The organism is Pseudomonas sp. S3E12 (assembly GCF_001702295.1).
Taxonomy (GTDB): domain Bacteria; phylum Pseudomonadota; class Gammaproteobacteria; order Pseudomonadales; family Pseudomonadaceae; genus Aquipseudomonas; species Aquipseudomonas marginalis.
The window spans coordinates 330,280-355,941 of record NZ_MBDT01000022.1 but is presented as its reverse complement, the minus strand read 5'-3'; the positions used below and the strand labels follow the sequence as shown (position 1 = coordinate 355,941).

Here is a 25,662-nt window from a genome sequence, read left to right as displayed (position 1 = left end):
CCACATTCGACCGCATTCCAAGGGATGTACGCGGTTAACTGTGGGAGGGGGCTTGCTCCCGATATCGGTCTACCGGTTGAAACGCTCGACCAACGAATACTGGGTATTCGCCGTATGCGTCAGCTCTTCACTCAACTGCGCCGAGTTCAACGCCTGCTCCGAGGTCTGGTCCGCCAACAGCGCAATGGTGCTGATATTGCGGCTGATCTCTTCGGCCACCGAGCTTTGCTCTTCGGTGGCCGCCGCGATCTGGGTGGTCATGTCGGTGATATGCGCCACCGCTTCACTGATGCCCACCAACGCCTGGTCCGCCTCCATCACCCGCGCCACACCCTCTTCGGCCTGGCGATGCCCGGCATCCATGGTTTGCACGGCGGCGGCAGCGGTTTGCTGCAGCTTGGCGATCAGGGCATGGATCTGCCCGGTCGACTCAGCCGTGCGCTGCGCCAGTTGGCGCACTTCATCGGCGACCACCGCAAACCCACGGCCCATCTCACCGGCTCGCGCCGCTTCAATGGCGGCGTTGAGCGCCAGCAAGTTGGTCTGGTCGGCAATGCCTTTGATCACGTCGACTACGCCGCCGATCTCGTCGCTGTCCTTGGCCAGTTGGGTGACGGTCACGCCCGTTTCCCCCACGGCCACCGACAGACGCTGAATCGCCTCGCGGGTTTCCCCGGCAATATCGCGACCGCGACCGGTCAGGCGATTGGCTTCCTGGGTCGCATCGGCCGTGCGCTGCACATGGCTGGCCACTTCCTGGGTGGTCGCCGCCATCTGGTTGACCGCCGTGGCCACCTGCTCGGTTTCCACACGCTGGCGTTCCAGGCCGCTGGAGCTGTTATGCGCCAGGGTATTGGACTGCGCCGCCTGGTCGTTGAGGTGCTCGGCAGTGTCCTGCAGGCGCGTCAGGCAGGTCTTCAGACGTGCCTCCTGGCTGAGGATCGACATCTCCAGACGCGCCTGGGCACCACGGCTGTCGGTGTACATCTGCGCGATCAACGGGTCGGAGGTGGTCTGCTCGGCCAGGCGCAGCAGGCGCTTGAGGCCGCGCTGTTGCCAGCTCAGGCCCAGCAGCCCCAATGGCACCGACAAACCCGCCGCCAGGGCAAAGCCCCAGTGGGAGTTGAGCGACGCACCGATCATGAAGCTCAACTGGCTGATCAGGATAAACGGCAGCCAGTCCTGCAACACCGGCAGCCACTTGTCCCGCTGGGGGACGGCCGACTTGCCCTGGTTGATGCGTTGGTAGAGCGCTTCGGCACGACGGATCTGCTCGGCGGTGGGCTTGATGCGCACCGATTCGTAGCCGACCACCTGGTTGCCTTCGAAGACCGGCGTCACATAGGCGTTAACCCAGTAGTGATCGCCCGTCTTGCAGCGGTTCTTAACGATGCCCATCCATGGCAAGCCTTGTTTGAGCGTGGTCCACATATGCCCGAACACGGCCGCTGGCACGTCCGGGTGACGCACCAGGTTGTGCGGGGCACGCACCAGTTCGTCGCGAGAGAACCCACTGATTTCGACGAACGCGTCATTGCAGTAGGTAATCACGCCTTTGGCATCTGTGGTGGAGATCAACCGTTGCTGAGCGGGGAAGGTACGTTCGCGCTGGGTAACGGGCTGGTTATTACGCATGATTGTTCAATCCGCAAGGCTTTCATTGGGTATCGGCGGTAACGGGGGTTTATTTAACTTATTTTTGCAACAATCCGGCAGGTTGGTCATTCCTCGAGGGGATATCAACCCGCCAGCATCGGATAGGTAAACAACCCGAAGTGAAGCAGATTCAAGCCAAAGTGCGTGGCAATCGCCGCACCCAGCCCGCCAAACCGATACGCCAGGCCGTAACCGACCCCGGCGATGCCCGCCAGCAGCACCCATTGCCACCCCGCACCCACGTGCACCAGGCCGAACAGCAGCGATGCCAGCAGCAGCGCGAGGTTTTCCCCGTAGGGCAGCTGTTTGAAGCGTCGGCTCAAGCCGCCTTGAATGTAGCCACGGAACAGGGCTTCTTCCACCAGGGTCACCAGCAACAGGTTATTGAGCATCCACAGCCAGGCCTGGTCCGGCCATTTCGGCGCCCAACTGATCACGCCCAGCAAGGCTGCGCCACCCAGCGCGACAATGGCGGTAAGGGTCAGTACCAACGCGGTGACGCAGATCCACAGGCGCAACGAACGCCGCGCCACAATCCACGGGCAGGCCAGCAGCAACCAGAAACCAATCAACGGCTTGTCCAGGTTCAGGTACATCGAGAACGGCACGGCATCGGGGGTGAAGCGCTGCGGGGCAATGCCGCGACCGTTATGGAACCCCGGCAGCCAGTGCATCGCCAGGCCTAGCGCCAACACGATAAACAGCCCGTGACCCAGGTAACGCGCCCACGGCGTGCGCTGCTGGCGTACGGCATAGCCGGCGATCAACAGCAGGGCGACGGACACCAGCGCCAGTACGCCCAGTTGCCCGTAGGCCAAGGCCAGCACATAGCCGATGGAAAGAAGCGCCAGGTACAGCCAGGGCAGTGGGAGCATGGAGGAATCCTTGGAAAAAACCGGTCGGCATTATAGCGATGACCTGCGCGCCGAAACGTGAAAACGCCTCCCCGCAAAAGGGCTTGGGCAAGTGATTGCAAAACATGTCATCGGCTGGTTATAGTCCTTGCGTCCTTATTCCTTCAAAAAGATCAGCACATGCCAGCTTCCCTGCGCATAGCGGTAGTCGATTCAGCGGTCAACGCTGTGCGCGTGCCGTGCGCGAACAAGCAGCCTGTGCAGATCAGTCACTACCCCCCACCTGTCAGTAGCACGCCGGTGTACGCAGTCGTATCACCGCCGGGTGTTGGCATTTCGGGCTGATCGGCACGTTGCTGTGCCCGCTCTGCCTGCCTGAAAAAAACTACTGAATTTCAGCCTCTGCGGCTGAATCGGCTTTTTTTGCCTGATTACAGGTGGTAACCATGTCCGTTCTTTCGAAACACTCCGTGGCCGCGGCGGCCTCGACGAGCCTGTTTGTCCTGCTGTGGAGCAGCGGGGCGATCTTCTCCAAACTGGGCCTGGCCCATGCTTCGCCCTTCGCCTTCCTGCTGATCCGTTTTGCCATCGCCCTGGCGGGGCTGGTGATCCTGGTGCCGGTCCTGCGGTTGAAACTGCCGCGTCGCGGCAAGCCCGTGTTGTACGCGGCGGCAACCGGGTTGGTATTGCTGGGGGCCTATCAGATTTTCTATCTGCTGGCCCTGGACCTCAGCGTCACCCCCGGCGTCATGGCGACCATCATGGGGGTGCAGCCGATCCTCACCGTGGTGCTGATGGAGCGCCAGCGATCCTGGCGCCGGATGTTCGGCCTGAGTCTGGGCTTGGCCGGGCTGATCATGGTGGTCTACCAAGGCATCGGGCTGGCGGGCATGTCCCTGGCCGGGATGCTGTTCGGGCTGCTGGCCCTGGCAAGCATGACCTTCGGCTCGATCATGCAAAAGCGCATCACCGACAACCCCCTCGGCACCCTGCCGGTGCAGTACCTGGCGGGGCTGCTGTTGTGTTCGGTGTTCGTGCCGTTCCAGTCGTTCCACGTTGAACACAACGCCGGCTTTTACCTCCCGGTGCTGTGGATGGGCCTGGTGGTGTCGTTGCTGGCAACGCTGTTGCTGTACCGCCTGATCGCCCGGGGCAACCTGGTGAATGTCACCAGCCTGTTCTACCTGGTGCCGGCAGTGACGGCGGTGATGGATTACCTGATCTTCGGCAATCGGCTCGCGATGCTGAGCCTGTTGGGGATGGGCTTGATCATCATTGGGCTGGTCTTCGTGTTCCGCAAAAACTGATGCCCCCCGTAGGTGCCGGCCAGCCGGCGCCTACGGTTTTCGAGGCCGCAATACCAGCCACAACGCCCCGGCAATCAACACGCCGCCATATAAATGCGCCATCGATAACGGCTCGTCGAGCAACAACGCCCCCCACAACACGCCGAACGGCGGGATCAGGAAGGTGGTGGTCATCGACCTCACCGGCCCAATCGCGGTGAGCAGCCGAAAGTACAACACGTACGCAAACGCCGTACACACCAGCCCCAACCCCAGCAGCGACGACCAGACCTGCCAGCCACCCCAACTCGCCGGCGGATGGCTGATTGCGCTGTAGGCAAACAACGGCAGCAGAAACAGGGTCGCGCCCAGCATGCTGCCCAGGGCCGCGAGACGACTGTCCAGCCCGCCGCGCTGGTCCAGCCAGCGCCTGGCGAGGAACCCGGCAAAGCCATAACAGGTGGTGGCCAACAGGCAAGCCAGTGCGCCCATCAATAATTCCAGGTCAAACGCCACCGGTCCCGCACGGGTCAGCACGCCTACACCGAACAGACCCAGGCACACCCCGGCGATTTTCGACGGGGTGAGGCGTTCGCTGAAAAACAGCCCGCCAATCAACACCCCCATCAACGGCGTGGTGGCATTGAAGATCGCCGAGTAACCCGCCGGCAGTACCTGGGCGGCCACCGAATACATGGTCGCCGGGATCCCCGAGTTGATCACCCCCAGCAACAGGACCGTCTTGAACTTGCCCTGGAAATCCCAGCGCACCCGCGCCATCGCGAGGATCACCAATAGCCCGGCGGCGGCAATCGATACGCGGAAAAATGCGGTCGGCACCGTGCCGATTTCCGGCGCGATGATGCGCATGAACAGAAAGCTCGCGCCCCAGATAGCGGCGAGTCCCAGCAGGTAAAGGGTGTCAACAGGCCTCACGGAACACTCCTACATCAATAAGGCGGCGAGTGTTGCACGCCGCCTTCACTGATTACAGGACAAACCGCGTCACCAGCCCATTCAGGTCCACCGCCAGGCGCGACAGTTCCTGGCTGGCGGCCGAGGTCTGGGTGGCGCCGGCGGCGGTTTGGGTGGACAGGTCGCGGATGTTCACCAGGCTGCGGTCCACATCGCGCGCTACCAGCGCCTGTTGCTCGGCGGCGCTGGCGATCACCAGGTTGCGCTGGCTGATCTGCGAGATGGCGGCGGTGATTTTTTCCAGGGCACTGCCGGCGCTGTTGGCCCGTTGCAAGGTCTGGCCGGCGTGCTCGGCGCTGCTGTTCAGCGCCTCGACGGTGGCCTGGGTGCCTTGCTGGATACCGGTGATCATCTGTTCGATTTCTTCGGTGGAGTCCTGGGTGCGCTGTGCCAGCGAACGCACCTCGTCGGCGACGACCGCAAACCCTCGCCCGGCTTCACCGGCACGCGCCGCTTCAATCGCGGCGTTGAGCGCCAGCAGGTTGGTTTGCCCGGCGATGCCACGGATCACTTCCAGCACCTTGCTGATGTCCTGGGCTTGCAGCGCCAGGCCTTCGGCTTTGTTCGAGGCGCCGAGCACTTCGTCTACCAGGTTCTGGATCGAACTGATGGTTTCGCTGATCTGGTAGTGGCCGTGCTTACTGTCTTCATCGGAAGCCTGGGACGCCTCGGCGCTGGACACCGCATTACCCGCGACCTCGTCCACTGCCGTGCTCATCTCGGTCACGGCGGTGGCAGCCTGCTCGATTTCATCGTTCTGCGCCTGCAGGCCGCGGGTGCTTTGTTCCATCACCGCGCTCATTTCTTCGGCGGCGGAAGCCAGTTGCTGCGCCGATTCGCTGATGCCTCGGATGGTGGTCTGCAGCTGCGCTTGCATGGTCGCCAGGGCGCTCAGCAATTGCGCGGGTTCGTCATGGCCGCGCACCACGATCGGCTGGCTCAAGTCGCCGGCGGCGATGGTGCGCGCCACGTTCAGGGCCTGGCCGATCGGCGCGGTGATGCTGCGGGTCAGCAGCCAGGCCAGCAGCAAGGTGGCGATCAGGGCGACTGCGATAATCAGGCCGACAATCCACTGTGCGCTCGAATACATCTGTGCGGCCGAATCGGCCGCCGCTTCGACGCCGTTCTGGTTAAAGACGATCAGGTTTTCCAGGCTCTGGCTCAGGATCGTGCCCTGGGGGGCGAGGCGGCTGACGAGCAGGTCGAGGGCGTCTTGCTGTTGATCCTTGTCCACCAGCGCGACCATCTGCCCGACGATGGCCAGGTACGTCGCGACATTGGCCTTGAGGGTTTTCAGCAGTTCGCGCTCTTCGTCATTGCTCAGCAAGGTTTCATGACGATCGAGCAGGGCTTGCAGTTCGCTGCTGGTGCGGCTGATCAGGCCTCTGCTGGTGTCACGCACGCGAGATTCGTCGGTGCTCACCAGGCGCAGGGACTCCAGGCGGACAGTGGCCACCAAGGCTGCGCTGTCATGGATATTCTCGATGCTCGGCATCCAGGTTTGTTCAATGACCAGCGCGCTTTCCCGCAGCTTGGCCATCTGGCCCAGGCCAAACATTCCCACAATCACCAGCAAGCTGGCCAAAACCCCAAAACTCAGACTGGCACGCAGACCGATCCTCATATTCCTCAATGACATCTCAATGCTCCTTGGGCGATTAGAACCTGCTCCCGGATCGGTCTTCGGACCTTGTTAGGGTGGGAGAGGGCGCGCTATATATCAAAGTGCCATCAAGGTAGTAATCGGGGTTTCCCTTAGTTGGATCCAAAGCCCTATGGAGGACCCGCGGCCGTTCTGGTTGGCGGTTTTTCGGCTTCTACCTGCCAGGCCACGGCGCTCAAGGCCTGTGGATCAAACGCGGATCGACTGTGAGGTGCGTTTATTGACCGGATGGTCGAATTAAAAAATTGAAAATAAATGTACGAAATGAACAGAGCTGTACAAGTCAGTGCAAAAAATGACCCTTCTCCTGCCTGCGTACACTGGCTAAGCTCAGGGCTTCCCGATGCCCGCTCGAGGTTTCCTGCATGTCGCTATCCACGCCTGCCCTCGCTATCGCCCGCACCATCCTCGAAGGCTTCGACGATTACCGCGAACACTTTCGCCAGATCACCGATGGCGCCCGCGAGCGTTTCGAAAAGGCCCAGTGGCAACAGGGGCAGGCGGCGTCGGCGGCGCGGATCAACCTGTACGAAGACAAGGTCGGTGAAGTCAGCGTGCGCCTGCGTGCGAACTTCGAGGGCAGCGCATTGCTCGACATTGACCTCTGGCCGCTGGTGAAAAGCGCCTATATCGGCCTGATCGACCTGCGTTTTGACGATGAGCTGTCCGAGACCTGGTACAACTCGATCTTCTGTGGCCTGTTCAGCCATGACCTGATCAGCGACGGCTGCATGTTCATCCACACCACGCGGCCGAGCCTGCGCCGGGCACGGGCGGCACAAACCCATACCTACGCGCCCGCCGGCCAGATTCCCGAGATGCTCGCGCAGATTTTTGCCGACTATCGTTTCAGCGAGCCCTACGCCGATCTGGCAGCCGATCTGCATCGCCTCGAAGCCCAACTGCGGGAAAACCTGCCGGACTGGGTGTGCAAGGACCCGGACCTTAAGGTCGAGCTGTTTTCCTCGGTGCTCTACCGCAACAAAGGTGCCTACCTCGTCGGGCGCATCTACACCCGCGACGAACAATGGCCCCTGGTGATCCCGCTGCTGCACCGCGAAGGGCAGGGCATCCAGATCGATGCGCTGATCACCGACGAGGCCGAGGTGTCGATCATCTTTTCGTTCACCCGTTCCTACTTCATGGTCGACGTGCCGGTGCCGGCGGAATTCATCGGCTTTCTCAAACGCATCCTGCCGGGCAAGCACATCGCCGAGCTGTACACCTCGATTGGTTTCTATAAACACGGCAAGTCGGAGTTCTACCGCGCGCTGATCAATCACCTGGCCACCACCGACGATCGATTCATCATGGCCCCCGGCGTGCGTGGCATGGTCATGAGCGTGTTCACGCTGCCGGGCTTCAACACCGTGTTCAAGATCATCAAGGACCGTTTTTCACCGTCGAAAAACGTCAACCGCGCCACGGTGATCGAGAAGTACCGCCTGGTCAAAAGCGTCGACCGCGTCGGGCGCATGGCCGATACCCAGGAGTTCGCCGACTTCCGCTTTCCCCTGGGCAAGTTCGAGCCCGAGTGCCTGGCGGAACTGCTGGACGTCGCCGCCGGCACCGTCGAAGTGGAAGGCGACACCGTGCTGATCCGCCACTGCTGGACCGAACGGCGCATGACCCCGCTCAACCTCTACCTGGAGCACGCCAACCCCGCCCAGGTGCGCGAAGCCCTGGAAGACTACGGCCTGGCGATCAAGCAACTGGCGGCAGCGAACATCTTCCCCGGCGACATGCTGCTGAAGAACTTCGGCGTCACCCGTCACGGGCGCGTAGTGTTTTATGACTATGACGAAATCTGCTTTCTCACCGAGGCCAACTTTCGCCACATCCCCGCGCCGCGTACGCCCGAGGACGAAATGGCGTCCGAGCCCTGGTATTCCATCGGCCCGCTGGATGTATTCCCGGAAGAATTCCCGCCGTTCCTGTTCGCCGATGCCGGCCAGCGCAAGTTGTTCGATGAGCTGCACGGCGAGTTGTACAACGCCGATTACTGGAAAGGTTTGCAGGACGCTATTCGCGCGGGGAAGGTGATTGATGTGTTTCCGTATCGACGCAGAGAGCGTGATCACTCATAAAAACGGGCGAATGTTTTGCAACCATCCGCCCGCAGTAGTTTTGGTATGTGCAACTTTAGCGCTTAGGGGGATCTGGCTTATTCGTTGGTAACAACATAAGAGCAGAACGTGTGGATGTTCAGGAAGGTTCCTTAAATTTTAAAACCGGTGGTATGTCCTCCCTGGCTTCTGAAGTTAACGCCCTTCTCGTTGCGATTTTCTGCCCTTACAGCCTTAAACCAGGGTTGGTTACGACCCATCGCCGTCAGTTCGTCCGTGAGATTGAGCGCACGCTCTTTTTCGATGGGGTCGGTGCTATGGTTATAAGCATCGCGAGATTGTTTATACAATGCCCCCATTTCCTTGATAAACGCTTTGTCGGTTTTCTTATTATCTCGGTAATCACTGAATTTTTGCAGTGGGTTTTTGCTTTGAGGGGTAGCCTCAAGCTTTTTAATTTGCTGTTTCAGCACGGTGGTAGAGGGCTTGTAAACCTCTTTGGGCATGGCATTTATCGGGAAATCAAGCCGTAGTTGTTTCAGCTTGTCTTTGGTTGCCCTGGCTTGGTCAAGCTGTTTTTGCTGGGACGAACTCAACGCGGAATAGGGCTTTTTGTCCACCAGCGGCTGCGATGTATCGGCGCGGCTGGACGTCTGGAACCAGGAGCCTTGTTTTGAAGGGTTTTCAGGCGCGATGTTCTGGTGTTTGTCGGAGTATCGGTTCTGATAGCTATAGGAGCCGCTGCTCGGGTTAGAGTTAGAATCAATAGGCATAAAATCTCCTTTAAAGCTGATGTACAGGACGTCTCAGTGTTTTCTTGGGGAGGCTGCGCCGCGCAACCGGGCCGATATTTTACAAGTTACTCATGAAGTTCATTCCTCGAATGGCCTGGCTTGTAGAATGATATTGCGAGATTCTATTCGCCGTCAGGTTGGTGGCCGGCGTGGATGAAGCACGGCTATTACTGGTCGAATGCTGCGTACCTGTTGCTTGCTCATAGCTCGGAGGGTGTTCATAGGGCGGCGGGTTTCGAGGATTCGTTGCTTCGCGGTAGGACGGCGGGTTGTCTGAGCGCGTATGCGTAGGGGGCAGCCTGATCTGCATGGAAACTCCGGTTCACGTTAAAAAATGAAGGTTGGCCAGATGTGTCTGGAAGTCTCATTGAACCGTTCACATGCCATCTATCCCATCGGACTTCTGCTATTAAAACGACAGGATGATCTACTCAGTGTCGTAGTAAATATCGTCGTCGGCGGTAAGTCAGATCCGTCATTTTAAAGGCGAGACAATAAATGCATCCCGAGCCTCGCCAGTCCGCTTGTAACGCTGTTTGCGCTTCGATTCTCCGTCAGGTTGGTGGCCGGCTCGGCTGGAGTACGGCTATTACTGGTCGAAGGCTGCGTACCTGTTGCTTGCGCATAGCTCGGAGGGGGCTCATTGGGCGGCAGGTTCCGAGAACTCATTGCTTCATCGTATGAGGGCGGGTTGTCTGAGGGTGTAGTGGACGGCCTGATTTCCATGGAAGCTCCGTTTCACGTTAGGTGGGTGTCTGGAAGTCTTATTGAACCGTTCACGTGCCATCCATCCCATCGGACTACTGCTATTGAAACTACCGAATGGTCCACTCCGTGTCGTAGTAAATATCGTCATCGGCGGTAAGTCAGCGCAGTCCTGATTGACTGACCGTCTCCATACTGGTCGAAATCTGCGACAATCCCCGTCCTCTCTGATGACTTACGCTGCGCAGGCCTCACCTGCCTCACCCAAAAGACCCTTGCCGCCCTGATGACTGACCAAGCGCCCGCTATCGACCAACTGCTGAAAAACCTCGACCACGCCATGCTCGCCGACCGCCACCGCTTGCGGCGCCAGTTGCTCGAGCTGCGCAAGAAGCCCGACGAGGAGAAGCTGGCGCAGTGGGTGGTGCGCATGCAGGCGTCCTGCGCCCAGGTCACGGCACGGCGCGCCAGCCTGCCGGTGATTCGTTACGACGACAGCCTGCCGATCGCCGCCAAGCGCGATGAGATCAAGGACGCGCTGCAAAAGCATCAGGTGCTGATCATTGCCGGCGAGACCGGCTCGGGCAAGACCACCCAGTTGCCGAAGATCTGCCTGGAGATCGGCCGCGGCCAATATGGCCTGATCGGCCATACCCAGCCACGCCGGATCGCTGCGCGCAGCGTCGCCAGCCGCGTCGCCGAAGAGTTGGCCACGCCGCTGGGCGCGTTGGTCGGCTATCAGGTGCGCTTCGAAGACCAGAGCGACGCCAACACCCTGATCAAGCTGATGACCGACGGTATCCTGCTGGCGGAGACCCAGAACGACCGTTACCTGGAACGCTACGACACGATCATCGTCGACGAAGCCCACGAACGCAGCCTGAACATCGACTTCCTGCTGGGTTACCTGAAAACCCTGCTGCCGCGTCGTCCGGACCTGAAAGTCATCATCACCTCGGCGACCATCGACCTGGAGCGTTTTTCCAAGCACTTCGACGACGCACCGATTGTCGAGGTCTCGGGTCGCACCTTCCCGGTGGACACCTGGTACCGCCCGCTGACCCTGGAACAGGACGAGGAGGGCAACCGTGTCGAAGACGACCTGACCGTCGATCAGGCGATCCTCGCCACCCTTGATGAAATCGCCGCCTATGAGCGCAGCGAACGCCGCAGCCCTGGCGACGTGCTGGTGTTTTTGCCCGGTGAGCGCGAGATTCGCGATGCGGCCGAGATGCTGCGCAAGGCCCAGCTCAAGCACACCGAGATCCTGCCGTTGTACGCGCGCCTGTCACCGGCCGAACAACAGCGCATTTTTCAGTCCCATCCAGGGCGCCGCGTGGTACTGGCGACCAACGTGGCAGAAACCTCGCTGACCGTGCCGGGCATTCGTTATGTGATCGACAGCGGCACCGCACGCATCAGCCGCTACAGCTACCGCGCCAAGGTGCAACGCCTGCCGATCGAGGCGATTTCCCAGGCCAGTGCCAACCAGCGTAAAGGTCGTTGCGGCCGGGTGGAGCCGGGGATCTGTATTCGCTTGTACAGCGAAGAGGATTTTATCGGGCGTCCGGAATTTACCGACCCCGAGATTTTGCGCACCAACCTCGCGGCGGTGATCCTGCAGATGCTGCACCTGCGCCTGGGCGAAATCACCGATTTCCCGTTTATCGAACCGCCGGACGGCAAGGCCATCAGCGACGGTTTCAACCTGTTGCAGGAACTCTCAGCCGTCGACCGCAACAGCCAGCTCACGCCATTGGGCCGCCAGTTGGCGCGCCTGCCGGTAGACCCGCGCATGGGCCGCATGCTGCTCGAAGCCGCCAAGCTCGGCAGCTTGCAGGAAGTGTTGATCGTGGCCAGCGCCATGTCGATCCAGGACCCGCGCGAGCGCCCACCGGAGCGCCAGCAGGCCGCCGACCAGGCCCATGCACAGTGGAAAGATGCGGACTCGGACTTCGCCGGGCTGGTCAATTTGTGGCGTGGTTTTGAAGAGCAGCGCCAGGCACTCACCGCCAGCCCGCTGCGCAACTGGTGCCGCAAGAACTTCCTCAACTACCTGCGCCTGCGCGAATGGCGTGATTCCCATCGCCAGTTGAGCCTGATCTGCCGCGACATGCAGCTGACCGTCAACAAAGAACCGGCGGACTTCCCCAAGCTGCACAAGGCGGTGCTGTCCGGCCTGCTCAGCCAGATCGGCCAGAAGACTGAAGACGGCGATTACCTCGGCGCTCGTCAGCGACGTTTCTGGATCCACCCCTCCTCGGGCATCGGCAAGAAACGCCCGCAATGGCTGATGACCGCCGAACTGGTGGAAACCACCAAGCTGTATGCGCGCATGGTGGCGAAGATCGATGCCGACTGGATCGAACCGCTGGCCGGGCACTTGATCAAGAAAAACCACTTCGAACCCCACTGGGAGAAGAAGCGCGGCCAGGTGGTGGCGTTCGAGCAGATCACCCTGTTCGGGCTGATCGTGGTCGGGCGTCGGCCGGTGCATTACGGGCCGATTGACCCGGTGGTGTCGCGGGAGTTGTTTATTCGCGAAGGCTTGGTGCGTGGCGAGATCCAGTCCCGCGCCAAGTGCCTCACGGCCAACCAGCAACTGCTGGAGCAGCTCGACGAACTGGAAGCCAAGGCACGCCGCCGCGATATCCTGGCCGACGAAGAGACCTTGTACGCGTTCTATGACGCACGGCTGCCGGCGGAGATCCACCAGACCGCCACCTTTGACAGCTGGTACAAGGTCAACAGCCAGAAAGATCCGCAGTTGCTGATCATGCGCGAGGAAGACGTGCTGGCCCGCGAGGCCAGTGAAGTCACTGCCGCCCATTACCCGGACACCCTGTACCTGGGCGACCTGGAACTGGCCCTGAGTTACCACTTTGAACCCAACCATCCCCGCGACGGCGTGACCCTGCGCGTACCGGCACCGCTGCTGCCGGCCTTGCCGCCGGAGCGCCTGGAATGGCTGGTGCCAGGGCTGATCGAAGCCAAGTGCATCGCCCTGGTGCGCAACCTGCCCAAGGCCCTGCGCAAGAACTTCGTGCCGGTACCGGATTTCGTCAAGGCGGCGCTGCAGCGCATCGAGTTTGGCCAGGGTTCGTTGCCCCAGGCATTGGGGCGCGAGCTGCTGCGCATGACCGGGGCGCGGGTCAGCGATGAGGCCTGGGCCGAAGCGGCGCAGCAGGTGGAAAACCATCTGAAGATGAACCTGGAAGTGGTCGACGGCCAAGGCAAGTTCCTTGGCGAAGGCCGCGACCTGGCCGAACTGACTGCACGCTTTGCCGAAGCCAGCCAGGCCGCGCTGGCCGTGCCGCACACCGCGAAAAGCCAGCAGCCGGTGGAGGCCAAGGTGTTCGCGGCGGTGGCTGAGAAAACTCAGCAGAAGATCGCCGGGCTGTCGATGACGGTCTACCCGGCGCTGGTGGAAGAAAACGGCACCGTGAAAGAGGGGCGTTTCTCCACCGCCGCCGAGGCTGAGTTCCAGCACCGCCGGGCGTTGCAGCGCCTGCTGATGCAGCAATTGGCGGAACCGGCCAAATTCCTGCGCGGCAAATTGCCCGGCCTCACTGAACTAGGCCTGATGTACCGCGAACTGGGGCGTATCGACGCCCTGGTGGAAGACATCCTGCTGGCCAGCCTCGACACCTGCGTGCTGGAAGGCGAAGCCAGCCTGCCCCGTGACGGTGCCGGTTTGGCGGCGCTGGCTGAACGCAAGCGTGGCAGCTGGACCGAACACGCCGAACGCCTGGCGCGCCTGACCCTGGACGTGCTGAAGCTCTGGCATGGCCTGCAAAAGCGCTTCAAGGGCAAGATCGACCTGGCCCAGGCCGTGGCCCTGAACGACATCAAGCAGCAATTGAGCAACCTGGTCTATCCCGGCTTTGTGCGCGAAACCCCGGCGCAGTGGTTCAAGGAATTGCCGCGTTTTCTCAAGGCCATCGAATTGCGCCTGGAGAAACTGCCGAGCCAGGTGCAAAAGGATCGAGTGTGGAGCAGCGAACTGGGCGGCCTGTGGGCGCAGTACCAGAACCGCTTGAACAAGCACGCCCAGGAAGGCAAGCGCGACCCGCAACTGGAGCTGTATCGCTGGTGGTTGGAGGAATACCGGGTGTCGTTGTTTGCCCAGCAGTTGGGGACCAAGGTGCCGATTTCCGACAAGCGCTTGAGCAAGCAGTGGAGCCAAGTAGAGCCCTGAAGCTCTCCCTGTCTCCAAGACTGAGCAGGTCCAAATGTGGGAGGGGGCTTACCCCGATAGCGGTATATCAGTCACAGAATCTTTGTCTGACACACCGCTATCGGGGGCAAGCCCCCTCCCACATTGAAACTTGATGGCGTTTTGATCGGGGTGTTTATCCGGCATATGGCGCCAAACCCCAGGGTTTGTGGCAAACTTCGCCGCTATAAATGCCGGGATCGTCGCAAAAGTCTGCGGCGCGAAGGAATAAAGCGTTGCCAGTTTGATGTCCGCTGGGCGGAATAAAACTACTTAAAGTTTGGTACGTCGGTACCAATATCATCTGCCTGACAGATTTAGAGGAACGATCGTGCATAACGTCGTCATCAGCGGCACTGGCCTTTACACCCCTGCCAACAGCATCAGCAACGAAGAGCTGGTGCAGTCTTTCAATGCTTACGTGCACCAGTTCAACTCGGACAACGCCGCTGCCATCGAGCGCGGTGAAGTCCAGGCGCTGACGGAGTCGAGCGCCGCGTTCATCGAAAAGGCGTCGGGCATCAAGAGCCGCTTTGTGATGGACAAGGAGGGCATCCTTGACCCGCACCGCATGGCGCCGCGCCTGCCTGAGCGCAGCAATGACGAGTGGTCGGTGCTTTGCCAGATGGCCATCGGTGCCGCCGAGCAGGCCCTGCAGCGCGCCGGCAAGACTGCCGCCGACATCGACGGTGTGATCGTCGCCTGTTCCAACCTGCAACGTGCCTACCCGGCCATCGCCATCGAAGTCCAGGAAGCCCTGGGCATCGCAGGCTTCGGTTTCGACATGAACGTGGCGTGCTCCTCGGCGACCTTCGGCATCCAGAACGCCGCCAACAGCATCCAACTGGGCCAGGCCCGGGCGATCCTGATGGTCAACCCGGAAGTCTGCACCGGCCACTTGAACTTCCGCGACCGCGACAGTCACTTTATCTTCGGCGACGCCGCCACGGCCGTGGTCCTCGAGCGCGCCGACCTGGCGACCTCCGAGCATCAGTTCGACGTGGTGAGCACCAAGCTGCTGACCAAGTTTTCCAATAACATCCGCAACAACTTCGGTTTCCTCAACCGCGCGGCGGAAGAGGGCATCGGTGCGCCCGACAAGCTGTTCGTGCAGGAAGGCCGCAAAGTCTTCCGCGACGTGTGCCCGATGGTCGCGGAACTGATCGGCGTGCACCTGGAAGAGAACCAGTTGAACGTGGCCGATGTGAAGCGCTTCTGGCTGCACCAGGCCAACCTGAGCATGAACCACTTGATTGTGAAGAAACTGCTGGGCCGCGAAGCCACGGTGGAAGAAGCACCGGTGATCCTCGATACTTACGCCAATACCAGCTCGGCGGGTTCGGTGATTGCGTTTCACACCTACCAGGACGATCTGCCCAAGGGCGCTGTCGCGGTACTCAGTTCGTTTGGCGCAGGCTATTCGATCGGTAGCGTGATCCTGCGCAAGCGTTAAGACAATCGAGGTCTTGAATGGCAGCAGCGGACGACGCGCACCTGCTTGAACGACTGCTCAAGGGCGAGCAACGGGCCTACAAGGAATTGGTCACCACGTACCAAAGCGCGATGCGGGCGGTGGCGTATGCCATCGCCGGCCAGCGGCATGCCGACGAAGTGGTGCAGGACGCCTGGCTGTCGGTGGTGCGCAACCTGGCCAAATTCGAAGGGCGTTCCAGTCTCAAGACCTGGCTGCTGACCATCACCGCCAACGCCGCCAAGGGGCGCTATAAGCAGAATCGCCGGGAAGTGTTGCTCGACGACTTGCCTTCGCCCCATGGCACCATCGGCGATGACCGCTTTACTGCCGATGATGGCCACTGGGCCGTCGCCCCGTATGCCTGGCACCAGGACACCCCGGAAGCCTTGCTGACCGAGGATGAACTGCGCAAATGCCTGGAGCACACGTTGCTGAGTTTGTCCGAACTGCAAAGCAGCGTGCTGGTGCTGCGTGAACGCCAGGGCCTGGAGCTGGAGGAGATCTGTAATCTTCTGACGCTCTCACTCTCCAATGTCCGCGTGCTGTTGCATCGAGCACGGCTTAAAGTCTTCGCCACGGTGGAGCATTTTGAGGAAACGGGCGAATGTTGACCTGTAAAGAACAAGTGGCACGTTCCAGTGACTATCTCGATGGGCAATTGACCTTTCGCGAACGTCTGCTGGTGCGTCATCACTTGATGTTCTGCCCCAACTGCCGACGGTTTATCCGCCAGATGCGCCTGCTGCAGGCGACGTTGCGGATGCTGCCGCAGGAACCGGTGAAGGACGTGGATGCCTTGGCGCAACGGCTGGCTGCCGAGCGGCTCAAGGATCAGAAAGGCGGGGAATAAGCAGGCTCGCGTGGGGCGATCGGACGGATGATGGGGACCGATCCACCCACGCAAGTCTGGTACAGCCACCTTGGGCCTTCCTGGCCCAAGGCTTTCAACTTTTACATTTAGAACTTGGCTTCTGCATCCAGCTGGAAGGTGTTGGCTTTGGCGCTACCGTCCACCAGCGTGCGGCTGTAGGTGTCGGTTTTGGTCAGGAAGTAGGTTGCGCCGACGGCGAAGTTCTTGTCGATGTCATAGCCGACTTTGAACTTGTGACCACGGGAACCGGTGAAGCCGCCGCCGAAGTCCGAATCGGTGAAGGCACCCACCACGGCGTTTTTCTGCACGTCGCGATAGTTGTAGTCCAGGTTGAAACCGAACACCTTGGACTTGGCACCCAGCAACCAGGCAGTGTCCGCATCGTCGACAGCGTCGTTGTTTTTCACGTACTGACCATAGAACGACAGGGGGACCGCCAGGCCGCCGATATCGACTTGACCGAAGCCTTCATACAGGCGGAACTCGCCGTTGGGGGTGTTACCGTTGGTGGCCAGCACGTTCGGGGTACTGGTGCCTGAGGCGCGGCTGTCTTCATCGTTCTGGTAGGCGTAGACGCTGCCGCCCAGGGTCATTTTCAGGTTGTCGGTCACCGAGAAGCGGGTCCCCAACTGGCCGGTGGTCAGGCGCAGGTCATGGCGGTACTGCACGCCGTCACCGTCCACGTTGTCCTTGAGGTTGTAGTTACCCAGGCTGCCGAACAGCTCGGCGCTGCCGCCCAGTGGGTACTTGTAGGTGAGTGCCAGGCCTTCCGGGTTGATGTCGCTATCCCAGATCACATCGCCCATGTTGACCCAGGGCTGCAGCATTTTGCCGCCAATGATGTGCAGGTTTTTGATCTGGTCAGGGTGGTAGTCGATGTAGCCGAGGTCCAGCCAGATCGATTTTTTATCGAAGTAGCCGTCCAGGTCCTGGTTGGTGGAGCGCGCATCGCTGCCGCCGCCGGTGGCGATACGGATACCGGTGTCCACCTGCGGGTTGATTTCGGTGTAGGCGCCGAGGCGTGCGCGGATCCGTTCGCGGTCCTTGTCACGACCGGTGACGCCGGCGCGGGTAACGCCATTTTCGCCTTCGACCTTGATGGTCTCGTGGCGCATGCGCACATCACCCTTGAACTGAGTCTTGGCGGCCCAGGCCAGCTTCTGGTCGAAGCTGCTCAGCTCGTTGGTTTTCTTCGCGGTGGCCGCGATCTGTTCGTTGGTCTCTTGTTGAGCTTGCCGTGCGATCTGCTGTTCTTTCTGGTCTTTGGCCAACTCGTTTTGCAGTTCGGTGTACTGCGAAGCGGTGATCTGGCCGTTGGCCTTGAGCATGTCGAGCAATTTAGCGTCGACTGCAGCGCCGGCCGGAACGCTCAGGGCCAGTAACAGGCCACCGCACAGGGCCGCTGCAGTTTTAGTGGAAGCAAGACGCATATCAATCTCCGAAAGTGAGGAGGGATGGCAAACCATCCAGGACACAACCGACCGATGACGGACGGAAAAATAACCACCTGATAGAACCAGGCGCTCTAAAAACAGGCGTCAGTATCACGATCGTTTATGACGGCGCAGTGGCGAAGTGATGTCATGTAGATGACAAATTATTTAAGAATGGAACTATTGATTTAGAGCCTTGTCGGGCGATTGAGGGGTGTGCCCGGACCTGCGATAAGCGATACTCGCCAGGCTTTCATGCCATGACGTAGTGAGGATGCCAATGCCGCTGCAACGCCTGGACAACCTGTCCGAAATCGCTCCGCAGGCCTGGGACGCACTGGTGCCGGACGCCCAGCCCTTTGTGCGGCATGCCTTCCTCAGCGCGCTGGAAGACAGTGCCAGCCTGGGCCCTCAATCGGGCTGGCAACCGGAACATTTGTTGCACTGGGAAGGCGACCGCCTGGTGGCGGCATTGCCCAGTTATCGCAAATGGCATTCCTACGGCGAGTACGTGTTCGACCATGGTTGGGCCGATGCCTGTGAGCGTGCGGGCATTGATTACTACCCCAAGCTGCTGACGGCCGTACCGTTCAGCCCGGTCAGCGGCCCCCGCTTGTTGGCGGCCAGCGCCGACGATGGGTTCGAACTGCTGAAGAGCCTGCCGGGCTATCTGGAAATCGAAGGGCTCTCCAGTGCCCATATCAACTTCACCGACGGCTTGGCCGATGAGGCGTTAGCCCAGCAACCGGGCTGGTTGCAGCGCCTGGGTTGCCAGTTTCACTGGCAGAATCGTGGCTACCGTGACTTCCAGGATTTCCTCGACGCCCTCAGTTCCCGCAAGCGCAAACAGATGCGCAAGGAGCGCGAACAAGTGGCGGGGCAGGGCATCGACTTCGAATGGTTGCAAGGCCACGCGCTGAGCGAGGCGCAGTGGGATTTTGTCTACGCCTGCTACGCCAATACCTACGCGGTACGCCGCCAGACACCGTACTTGACCCGCGCGTTTTTCAGCCTGCTGGCCGAGCGCATGCCCGAGGCGATCCGTGTGGTGCTGGCCAAGCAAGGCACACGCCCGGTGGCCATGGCCTTCAGCTTGATCGGTGGCGACAGCTTCTACGGCCGCTACTGGGGTTGCCTGGCGGAGTTCGACCGGCTGCATTTCGAAACCTGCTTCTACCAGGGTATGGACTATGCCATCGCTCACGGCCTGCAACGCTTCGACGCCGGCGCCCAGGGCGAGCACAAATTGATTCGCGGGTTCGAGCCGGTGATCACCCGGTCATGGCACTACCTGCGCCATCCCGGGTTGAAGAATGCCGTCGAGGATTTCCTCGAGCGCGAACGGGTGGGGATTGTGGCGTATGCCGAAGAGGCGAGGGCAGCCCTGCCTTACCGGCAGGGCTGAACCATTGGTCTGGCAATGCTGGCAGGACGTAATGGAGTCGATATCCTGTATGTACAAAAGTACATACAGGATGTGCCATGCATTTTGAGTGGGATGAGTCCAAGAACAAAGTCAATATTTCCAAGCACGGCATCGATTTCAACGACGTTCCGGATATCTTTCGGCATCCAATGCTGGCCTTGCGCGATGATCGAGCGGATTATGGCGAAGAGCGTTGGATCAGTATTGGCTGGATCAAATTGTTAATGGGTGTGGTCGTATACACCGAGCGGCACGGTGATGTGATCCGTATCATTTCCGCCCGAAAAGCAACCAAGAAGGAGGCCAAATATTATGACGCAAACATCGAAAACTGATTGGGAGCGCCTGGCCAAGATGAATGATGAAGAAGTTGATACCAGCGATATTCCTGAGTTGGACGCGGAATTTTTCCGGCGTGCAGAGTTGCGTGTGCCGGTGAAGCAGGCAGTTACGATTCGGCTGGATGCTGACGTTTTGGAGTGGTTTAAAGGTCAAGGTACGGGTTACCAGACGCGTATCAATCAATTGTTGCGCCAATACATGCAGGCTCATCAGGGTTGAGTATCTGCCCATTGAAATCAGCCCTGCTCTACCGGCAGGGCTGACCCTTTGCCTCAGGCCGGCTCCTCCTTGCCCAGCCATCGATAGACAACACCGCCCGCCACCGCACCCAGGATCGGCGCGAGCCAGAACATCCACAATTGCTGGATCGCCCACCCGCCCACGATCAGTGCCGGGCCGGTACTGCGGGCCGGGTTGACCGAGGTGTTGGTCACGGGGATGGAGATCAGGTGGATCAACGTGAGGGCCAGGCCAATGGCGATGGGCGCGAGGCCCTTCGGGGCACGGTGGTCGGTGGCGCCGAGGATGATCAGCACGAACATGGCTGTCATCACCAGCTCACAGACCAACCCCGCAGCCATTGAATAGCCGCCCGGCGAATGCTCGCCATAGCCGTTGGAGGCCAGCCCGCCGGCCAGTTCAAAGCCCGGCCTGCCGCTGGCGATGAAGTACAACAATGCGGCGGCGACCACCCCGCCAATGACTTGGGCCACGATGTACGCCGGTAACTCCCTGGCCGGAAACCTCCCGCCCACCACCAGCCCCACCGATACCGCCGGGTTGAGGTGACAACCGCTGATATGCCCGATAGCCACCGCCATGGTCAGCACCGTGAGCCCGAACGCCAGGGCCACACCCAGCAACCCGATCCCGACGGCGGGAAACGCGGCGGCCAACACCGCACTCCCGCAACCACCCAACACCAGCCAAAACGTTCCCAACCCCTCTGTGACTGAACGCTTGAACAAAGACATGCAACACGTCCTTGATAGATCGCTCTACCCAATCAGTAAATCAGTGATGCTCCCTGCAGATTTACTTCAGCGCCCGTCTGGGCACTGCACTGAGTACAGCACGGTTTTTACACAAATCCAGACCATCAAGTGTGGGAGGGGGCTTGCCAGTCAGTTAAGGCTTTTTGTAGGAGCGAGCTTGCTCGCGAAAAACTCACAGGCGCCACGTTCATTCAGGAAGCACGCGTTATCGTTGACGTTTTTCGCGAGCAAGCTCGCTCCTACAGGAGGCGATGTACGCTTGCCCCCCTCACATTATTTTAAACGGTGTTTGCTTCAGTCGATGCCGACAAACCCACCGGTCTGGTGCTGCCACAAACGTGCATACAAGCCGCCATGGGCCAGCAGCTCGGCATGGCTGCCGGTCTCGGCAATCTGGCCTTTCTCCAGCACCACCAGGCGGTCCATCCGCGCGATGGTCGACAACCGGTGCGCAATCGCAATCACCGTCTTGCCTTGCATCAGGGTTTCCAGGCTTTCCTGGATCGCCGCTTCCACTTCCGAATCCAGCGCCGAGGTGGCTTCGTCCATGATCAGGATCGGCGCATCCTTGAGCAGTACACGGGCAATGGCGATACGTTGACGCTGCCCACCGGAGAGTTTCACCCCGCGTTCGCCCACGTGGGCATCGAGCCCGGTACGCCCTTCCGAGTCCGACAGCAGCGGGATGAACTCATCGGCACGCGCCTTGTGCACGGCGGCCCAGAGTTGTTCGTCGGTGGCGTCCGGCTTGCCGTACAGCAGGTTGTCGCGGATCGAACGGTGCAGCAGCGAGGTGTCTTGGGTGATCATGCCGATCTGTTCGCGCAGGGTTTCCTGGGCCACTTCGGCGATGTCCTGGCCGTCGATCAGGATGCGCCCGCCTTGCAGGTCGTAGAGGCGCAGCAGCAGGTTGACCAGGGTCGACTTGCCCGCGCCGGACGGGCCGATCAGGCCGATTTTTTCCCCGGCCTTGATCTCAAGGTTCAAGCCGCCAATGATCCCGCTCTGCTTGCCGTAGTGGAAATCCACGTGCTCGAAGCGTACTTCGCCCTGGGGCACTGTCAGGCGCGGGGCATTGTCGCGGTCGACCACGGCCAGGGGCTGGGCGATGGTCTTGAGGCCGTCCTGCACGATGCCGATATTTTCGAAAATGCCGTTGACCACCCACATGATCCAGCCGGACATGTTGACGATGCGAATCACCAGGCCAGTGGCCAGGGCGATGGCGCCCACGGAAATCAGCGACTGGGTCCACAGCCACAGGGCCAGGCCGGTGGTGGTGACGATCAGCAGGCCGTTCAGCACGATGATCACCGCATCCATGCTGGTGAGCACGCGTGCCGCCAGCTGGGTTTTTTCGGTTTGCTCAATGATCGCTTCCTTGGCGTATTCCTGCTCATTCTGGGTATGGGCGAACAGCTTCAAGGTGGTGATATTGGTGTAGCCGTCGACGATGCGCCCCATGAGTTTGGAACGGGCTTCGGAAGAAATTACCGAACGCTCCTTGACCCGCGGTACGAAGTAACGCAATGCCAGGCAGTAACAAATGATCCAGGTGATCAACGGAATCATCAGTCGCCAGTCGGCCTCGGCAAACAGCACCAGGGAGGTGATGGCGTAGATCGACACGTGCCAGATGGCTTCCGCTGTTGCCACCGCAGAGTCACGCAAGGAGTTGCCGGTTTGCATGATGCGCTGGGCAATGCGCCCGGCGAAATCGTTCTGGAAGAAATTCAGGCTCTGCTTGAGCACATAGCTGTGGTTCTGCCAGCGGATCAGGCTGGTCATGCCGGGGTTGATGGTCTGATGCACCAGCAAGTCGTGCAGGCCATTGAAAATCGGGCGCAGCAGCAGGGCGACCACGGCCATCCAGATCAGCTCGGTACTGTGGATCTGGAAGAAGTCAGCGGGCGGTGTGCCCTGGGCCAGGTCGATGATACGGCTCAGGTAGCTGAACAGCGCGACTTCGATCAGCGCACCGACCAGGCCCACCACCAGCAGTGCGGCAAAACAGGGCCACACCTGGCGCAGGTAGTAGAGGTAGAAGGGCAGGACTTTGTCGGGAGGGGCGGCGCTGGGGGCGTCGCGAAAAATATCGATCAGTTGTTCAAAACGACGATAGAGCATTAGGGTTGACGCCCGCCTGGCGGGCTCTCCTTTCAAATGCGCGCGCGGCCTTGTGGGCTGCGCGCGGAGCTACCTGCAGACCTCAGTCGATGCGCTTGGCCGACTTGATCAGGACAGGATCGATAGGCACGTTCTGCATGCCTTGCTTGGTGGTGGTCTGGGAGTTGACGATGATGTCGACCACATCCATGCCCTTGACCACCTTGGCGAACACGGCATAACCGGCATCGCGACCCGGGTCGAGGAAGGCGTTGTCAGCCACGTTGATGAAGAACTGGCTGGTGGCCGAGTCCGGGTTCGAGGTGCGGGCCATCGACAGGGTGCCACGCACGTTATGCAGGCCATTGCTGGCTTCGTTCTTGATCGGCGCTTCGGTCGGCTTTTGCGACATCTGCTGGGTGAACCCGCCACCCTGGACCATGAAGCCCGGGATCACGCGGTGGAAGATCGTGTTGGTGTAGAAGCCTTTGTCGACATAGGCGAGGAAATTCTTGGTACTGATCGGCGCCTTGACCGGGTCCAGTTCGATTTCAATGTCGCCGTTGGTGGTGGAGATCAATACGTGTGGCGCCTTGGAAGGCTCGGCGGCCATCAGGTTGGCAGCGAACAGAACGGAACCGGCAAAAAAGGCGATTTTTTTCAGCATGGGTCAGTGATCCTGGGTAGTGGTTTCGACTGTCTCTAGAAAATCGAGCAGGGTGGTATTAAAGACTTCGGGTTGGTCCAAGGGCGTGGCATGGCGGGAATCCTCGATCACCACCAGTCGCGCATCGGGGAGCAGTTTTACATAGTTTTCTTTCTGGGCCACGGGGGTGTAGTCGTGGTCGGCGCTGATGACCAGGGTTGGACAGGTAATCCTCGAAAGTCGTTCCTGTACGCCCCAGCCCACAATCGCATCGAAGCTGGCGAGATAAGCACGTTTGTCGTTTTTTGCCCAGCGTTCGGCCATCTTGCGGCGAAGGTCGGCCTGCTCAGGTTTGGGGAACAGCCGGTCACCGAGTGCCTTGCCGATGGTGGCCAGGCTGAGGGTGCGGGCCAGGGTCCATCGCTTGGCCCACTGCCAGTAATCGTCGGCACTGCGCACCTTCACCTGCGGCGCGCTGTTGACGATGCACAGGCTCTTGACCCGGCCGGGTTCGTCCACCGCCAGCTGGAACGCGATCATGCCGCCCATGGACAAACCCACCACATGGGCGGGCGGCAGGTCCAGGTGCTCGATCAGGGCGATCAGGTCGTAGGTGAACCCTTCGATGCTGTAGCGCTCCCGAGGCTTGTCGGAGCGCCCATGGCCGCGCACATCCACCACGATCAGGCGGTAGTGGCGGGCCAGCACCGGCACCTGCAATTCCCAATCCTGGCTGCTGGAGCCCAGGCCGTGGATCAGGATCAGCGGCGTGCCGTGGCCGTATTCCTCATAGTGCAGGCTGCAGCCTTCATGGTCGAACCAGGCCATGCATGAACTCCGTTTCAGGCTTGCCGGGGGGCGGCGAAAGGCGCGTCCAGGGGGGCGGTGTCAAAGGTGCGCAGCAGCTCCACGAGGATCTGCGTTGCCGGCCCCAAGGGTTTGTCCTTGTTTGAATACAGGTAGAACGTGGGGTGGCGGCTGCCGCCCTGTTCCAAGGGTAGCTGCTTGAGCACTCCTTCGGCGAGTTCGCGCTCGATCATGTGCCGTGGCAGCCAGGCAAAGCCCAGGCCGCTGCCGACAAACGCGGCGGCGGTGGCCAGGCTGCCGACGGTCCAGCGTTGTTCGGCGCCGAGCCAGCCCACATCCCGGGGTTGCTGGCGGCCGGAGTCGCGGATCACCACCTGCATCTGGCTTTCCAGGTCCTGGAAGCTCAACTCACGGTTCATGCGGTGCAAGGCGTGCTCGGGGTGGGCCACGGCGACGAACTCCACGTCGCTCATTTCGGTGCCCAGGTAGCCGGGGATGCTGAAGCCGCAAATCGCCAGGTCGGCCACGCCTTCCATCAACAGCTCTTCGACGCCGGACAGTACCTCTTCACGCAAACGCACCCGGCAACCACGGCTCTGCGGCATGAACGCGGTAAGTGCGCGTACCAGGCGCGCATTGGGGTAGGCCGCATCGACGACCAGTCGCACTTCGGCTTCCCAGCCCTGTTCCATATGGTGGGCGAGGTCTTCCAGCTGGCTGGCGTTTTTCACCAGTTGCCGGGAGCGGCGCAGCAGCACTTCACCGGCGTCGGTGAGTACCGCCTTGCGCCCGTCGATGCGCAGCAGCGGCACGCCGAGTTGGTCTTGCATACGGGCCACGGTGTAGCTCACCGAAGACTGCGAACGGTGCAGCGCTTCCGCTGCCTGGGCGAAGCCGCCGTGGTCGACGACGGCTTGCAGCGTGCGCCATTGATCGAGGGTAACGCGGGGCGCTTTCAAGATGTGTTCCTCTTGTCCTAAGCTGGCGGTCCCTATTGGAGACTGCCGAATGAGAAAATTCTGTTGTGTGTTGCTGACGCTGCTGCCGATGAGCGCGTTTGCCTACCCCATCGACGTGACGAAAAAGATCGACGGCGTGAGCATCGATTACACCGCCTCCGACGTGGACGGCGATATCAGCTCGATCCAGCTGAATAACTACGGCACCCAGGACGCCGTGTGTTCGGTAACGTTCACCAATGGCCCGGAATCGCCGCGTCGTCGCACGGTTACGGTGCCGGCGGGGAAAAGCACCAACACCACGGTCAAGTTCAACCGCGCCATTATCAAGATGCGTATCGCGTTGGCCTGCGCGCCGAAATAACACACCAGCGGAGCATGCCCATCT

General features: G+C 60.6%; 21 protein-coding genes. 10 read left to right on the top strand and 11 right to left on the bottom strand.

All coding sequences use genetic code 11. The annotated features are described in order from the left end of the window. Positions 1–69 precede the first annotated feature (69 nt). Both BB029_RS20995 and BB029_RS20990 read right to left on the bottom strand, forming a co-directional pair. Positions 70–1,635: a PAS domain-containing methyl-accepting chemotaxis protein gene (locus BB029_RS20995; protein WP_065940642.1), complete on the bottom strand. Its 1,566-nt coding sequence runs from the start codon at positions 1,633–1,635 to the stop codon at positions 70–72. 104 nt (positions 1,636–1,739) lie between these two features. After that, positions 1,740–2,531 (bottom strand): CPBP family intramembrane glutamic endopeptidase, encoded by a 792-nt coding sequence (locus BB029_RS20990; protein ID WP_065940641.1) that lies wholly within the window; start codon positions 2,529–2,531, stop codon positions 1,740–1,742. 425 nt (positions 2,532–2,956) lie between these two features. Between BB029_RS20990 and BB029_RS20985 the strand changes: the two genes are divergently transcribed. Next, complete coding sequence (locus BB029_RS20985; RefSeq protein WP_065940640.1) at positions 2,957–3,817, top strand: DMT family transporter; 861 nt, start codon at positions 2,957–2,959, stop codon at positions 3,815–3,817. Between the two features lie 30 nt (positions 3,818–3,847). Here the strand turns inward: BB029_RS20985 and BB029_RS20980 are convergent, their stop codons facing one another. Then, complete coding sequence (locus BB029_RS20980; RefSeq protein WP_065940639.1) at positions 3,848–4,732, bottom strand: DMT family transporter; 885 nt, start codon at positions 4,730–4,732, stop codon at positions 3,848–3,850. A gap of 52 nt (positions 4,733–4,784) precedes the next feature. After that, entirely contained in the window at positions 4,785–6,395 is a 1,611-nt protein-coding gene (locus BB029_RS20975) for a methyl-accepting chemotaxis protein (RefSeq protein WP_371914628.1), read from the bottom strand. A gap of 404 nt (positions 6,396–6,799) precedes the next feature. Here BB029_RS20975 and aceK point away from each other — a divergent pair, with 404 nt between their 5' ends. Continuing rightward, positions 6,800–8,521: a bifunctional isocitrate dehydrogenase kinase/phosphatase gene (aceK, locus tag BB029_RS20970; RefSeq protein WP_065940637.1), complete on the top strand. Its 1,722-nt coding sequence runs from the start codon at positions 6,800–6,802 to the stop codon at positions 8,519–8,521. Positions 8,522–8,652: 131 nt separating this feature from the next. On the opposite strand, the gene BB029_RS20965 is transcribed toward aceK, so the two are convergent. Continuing rightward, positions 8,653–9,273, bottom strand: coding sequence for a hypothetical protein (locus BB029_RS20965; RefSeq protein ID WP_065940636.1), 621 nt, complete (start codon positions 9,271–9,273; stop codon positions 8,653–8,655). A 1,012-nt stretch (positions 9,274–10,285) separates the two neighbouring features. Between BB029_RS20965 and hrpA the strand changes: the two genes are divergently transcribed. From hrpA to BB029_RS20945, 4 genes are all read left to right on the top strand, one after another. Further along, entirely contained in the window at positions 10,286–14,197 is a 3,912-nt protein-coding gene (hrpA, locus tag BB029_RS20960; RefSeq protein ID WP_065940635.1) for an ATP-dependent RNA helicase HrpA, read from the top strand. A gap of 349 nt (positions 14,198–14,546) precedes the next feature. Then, complete coding sequence (locus BB029_RS20955) at positions 14,547–15,668, top strand: beta-ketoacyl-ACP synthase III (protein ID WP_065940634.1); 1,122 nt, start codon at positions 14,547–14,549, stop codon at positions 15,666–15,668. 17 nt (positions 15,669–15,685) lie between these two features. Beyond that, positions 15,686–16,300 (top strand): RNA polymerase sigma factor, encoded by a 615-nt coding sequence (locus BB029_RS20950; RefSeq protein ID WP_065940633.1) that lies wholly within the window; start codon positions 15,686–15,688, stop codon positions 16,298–16,300. Then, complete coding sequence (locus BB029_RS20945; protein WP_027603752.1) at positions 16,294–16,539, top strand: anti-sigma factor; 246 nt, start codon at positions 16,294–16,296, stop codon at positions 16,537–16,539. Before BB029_RS20950 ends, BB029_RS20945 begins: the two co-directional genes overlap by 7 nt. Before the next feature lie 107 nt (positions 16,540–16,646). Here the strand turns inward: BB029_RS20945 and BB029_RS20940 are convergent, their stop codons facing one another. Beyond that, positions 16,647–17,990 carry a putative porin gene (locus tag BB029_RS20940; RefSeq protein ID WP_065940632.1) on the bottom strand — a complete coding sequence of 448 codons (1,344 nt, stop codon included), beginning with the start codon at positions 17,988–17,990 and terminating at the stop codon, positions 16,647–16,649. Between the two features lie 283 nt (positions 17,991–18,273). Here BB029_RS20940 and BB029_RS20935 point away from each other — a divergent pair, with 283 nt between their 5' ends. The 3 genes from BB029_RS20935 to BB029_RS20925 all read left to right on the top strand — a co-directional run bounded on the left by BB029_RS20935 (position 18,274) and on the right by BB029_RS20925 (position 19,980). Further along, on the top strand, positions 18,274–19,398 hold the full coding sequence (locus BB029_RS20935; RefSeq protein WP_065940631.1) for a GNAT family N-acetyltransferase: 1,125 nt from the start codon (positions 18,274–18,276) through the stop codon (positions 19,396–19,398). A 77-nt stretch (positions 19,399–19,475) separates the two neighbouring features. After that, positions 19,476–19,754 carry a BrnT family toxin gene (locus tag BB029_RS20930; protein ID WP_065940630.1) on the top strand — a complete coding sequence of 93 codons (279 nt, stop codon included), beginning with the start codon at positions 19,476–19,478 and terminating at the stop codon, positions 19,752–19,754. Beyond that, complete coding sequence (locus BB029_RS20925) at positions 19,732–19,980, top strand: BrnA antitoxin family protein (protein WP_065940629.1); 249 nt, start codon at positions 19,732–19,734, stop codon at positions 19,978–19,980. The genes BB029_RS20930 and BB029_RS20925 overlap by 23 nt, the downstream gene beginning before the upstream one ends. 53 nt (positions 19,981–20,033) lie before the next feature. Here the strand turns inward: BB029_RS20925 and aqpZ are convergent, their stop codons facing one another. The 5 genes from aqpZ to BB029_RS20900 form a co-directional block, all read right to left on the bottom strand. Beyond that, positions 20,034–20,735 (bottom strand): aquaporin Z, encoded by a 702-nt coding sequence (gene aqpZ, locus BB029_RS20920; protein ID WP_065940628.1) that lies wholly within the window; start codon positions 20,733–20,735, stop codon positions 20,034–20,036. 315 nt (positions 20,736–21,050) lie between these two features. Continuing rightward, positions 21,051–22,883: an ABC transporter ATP-binding protein gene (locus tag BB029_RS20915; protein WP_065940627.1), complete on the bottom strand. Its 1,833-nt coding sequence runs from the start codon at positions 22,881–22,883 to the stop codon at positions 21,051–21,053. Positions 22,884–22,965: 82 nt separating this feature from the next. Next, a complete protein-coding gene (locus BB029_RS20910) occupies positions 22,966–23,529 on the bottom strand; it encodes a peptidylprolyl isomerase (RefSeq protein WP_027603757.1) in 564 nt (187 codons plus the stop codon). 3 nt (positions 23,530–23,532) lie between these two features. After that, a complete protein-coding gene (locus BB029_RS20905) occupies positions 23,533–24,336 on the bottom strand; it encodes an alpha/beta fold hydrolase (protein ID WP_065940626.1) in 804 nt (267 codons plus the stop codon). 14 nt (positions 24,337–24,350) lie between these two features. After that, on the bottom strand, positions 24,351–25,274 hold the full coding sequence (locus BB029_RS20900) for a LysR family transcriptional regulator (RefSeq protein ID WP_058425360.1): 924 nt from the start codon (positions 25,272–25,274) through the stop codon (positions 24,351–24,353). A 49-nt stretch (positions 25,275–25,323) separates the two neighbouring features. On the opposite strand from BB029_RS20900, the gene BB029_RS20895 reads away from it, so the two are divergent. After that, a complete protein-coding gene (locus tag BB029_RS20895; protein WP_027603760.1) occupies positions 25,324–25,638 on the top strand; it encodes a hypothetical protein in 315 nt (104 codons plus the stop codon). Positions 25,639–25,662 lie beyond the last annotated feature (24 nt).

Bases quoted from the DNA above. Each gene is read 5' to 3' on its own strand.
- aqpZ (WP_065940628.1), bottom strand. From the start codon at position 20,735: ATGTCTTTGTTCAAGCGTTCAGTCACAGAGGGGTTGGGAACGTTTTGG.
- hrpA (WP_065940635.1), top strand. From the start codon at position 10,286: ATGACTGACCAAGCGCCCGCTATCGACCAACTGCTGAAAAACCTCGAC.
- BB029_RS20905 (WP_065940626.1), bottom strand. From the start codon at position 24,336: ATGGCCTGGTTCGACCATGAAGGCTGCAGCCTGCACTATGAGGAATAC.
- BB029_RS20940 (WP_065940632.1), bottom strand. From the start codon at position 17,990: ATGCGTCTTGCTTCCACTAAAACTGCAGCGGCCCTGTGCGGTGGCCTG.
- BB029_RS20895 (WP_027603760.1), top strand. From the start codon at position 25,324: ATGAGAAAATTCTGTTGTGTGTTGCTGACGCTGCTGCCGATGAGCGCG.
- BB029_RS20990 (WP_065940641.1), bottom strand. From the start codon at position 2,531: ATGCTCCCACTGCCCTGGCTGTACCTGGCGCTTCTTTCCATCGGCTAT.
- BB029_RS20975 (WP_371914628.1), bottom strand. From the start codon at position 6,395: ATGAGGATCGGTCTGCGTGCCAGTCTGAGTTTTGGGGTTTTGGCCAGC.
- BB029_RS20995 (WP_065940642.1), bottom strand. From the start codon at position 1,635: ATGCGTAATAACCAGCCCGTTACCCAGCGCGAACGTACCTTCCCCGCT.
- BB029_RS20925 (WP_065940629.1), top strand. From the start codon at position 19,732: ATGACGCAAACATCGAAAACTGATTGGGAGCGCCTGGCCAAGATGAAT.
- BB029_RS20910 (WP_027603757.1), bottom strand. From the start codon at position 23,529: ATGCTGAAAAAAATCGCCTTTTTTGCCGGTTCCGTTCTGTTCGCTGCC.
- BB029_RS20950 (WP_065940633.1), top strand. From the start codon at position 15,686: ATGGCAGCAGCGGACGACGCGCACCTGCTTGAACGACTGCTCAAGGGC.
- BB029_RS20935 (WP_065940631.1), top strand. From the start codon at position 18,274: ATGCCGCTGCAACGCCTGGACAACCTGTCCGAAATCGCTCCGCAGGCC.
- BB029_RS20915 (WP_065940627.1), bottom strand. From the start codon at position 22,883: ATGCTCTATCGTCGTTTTGAACAACTGATCGATATTTTTCGCGACGCC.
- BB029_RS20965 (WP_065940636.1), bottom strand. From the start codon at position 9,273: ATGCCTATTGATTCTAACTCTAACCCGAGCAGCGGCTCCTATAGCTAT.
- BB029_RS20985 (WP_065940640.1), top strand. From the start codon at position 2,957: ATGTCCGTTCTTTCGAAACACTCCGTGGCCGCGGCGGCCTCGACGAGC.
- BB029_RS20945 (WP_027603752.1), top strand. From the start codon at position 16,294: ATGTTGACCTGTAAAGAACAAGTGGCACGTTCCAGTGACTATCTCGAT.
- aceK (WP_065940637.1), top strand. From the start codon at position 6,800: ATGTCGCTATCCACGCCTGCCCTCGCTATCGCCCGCACCATCCTCGAA.
- BB029_RS20930 (WP_065940630.1), top strand. From the start codon at position 19,476: ATGCATTTTGAGTGGGATGAGTCCAAGAACAAAGTCAATATTTCCAAG.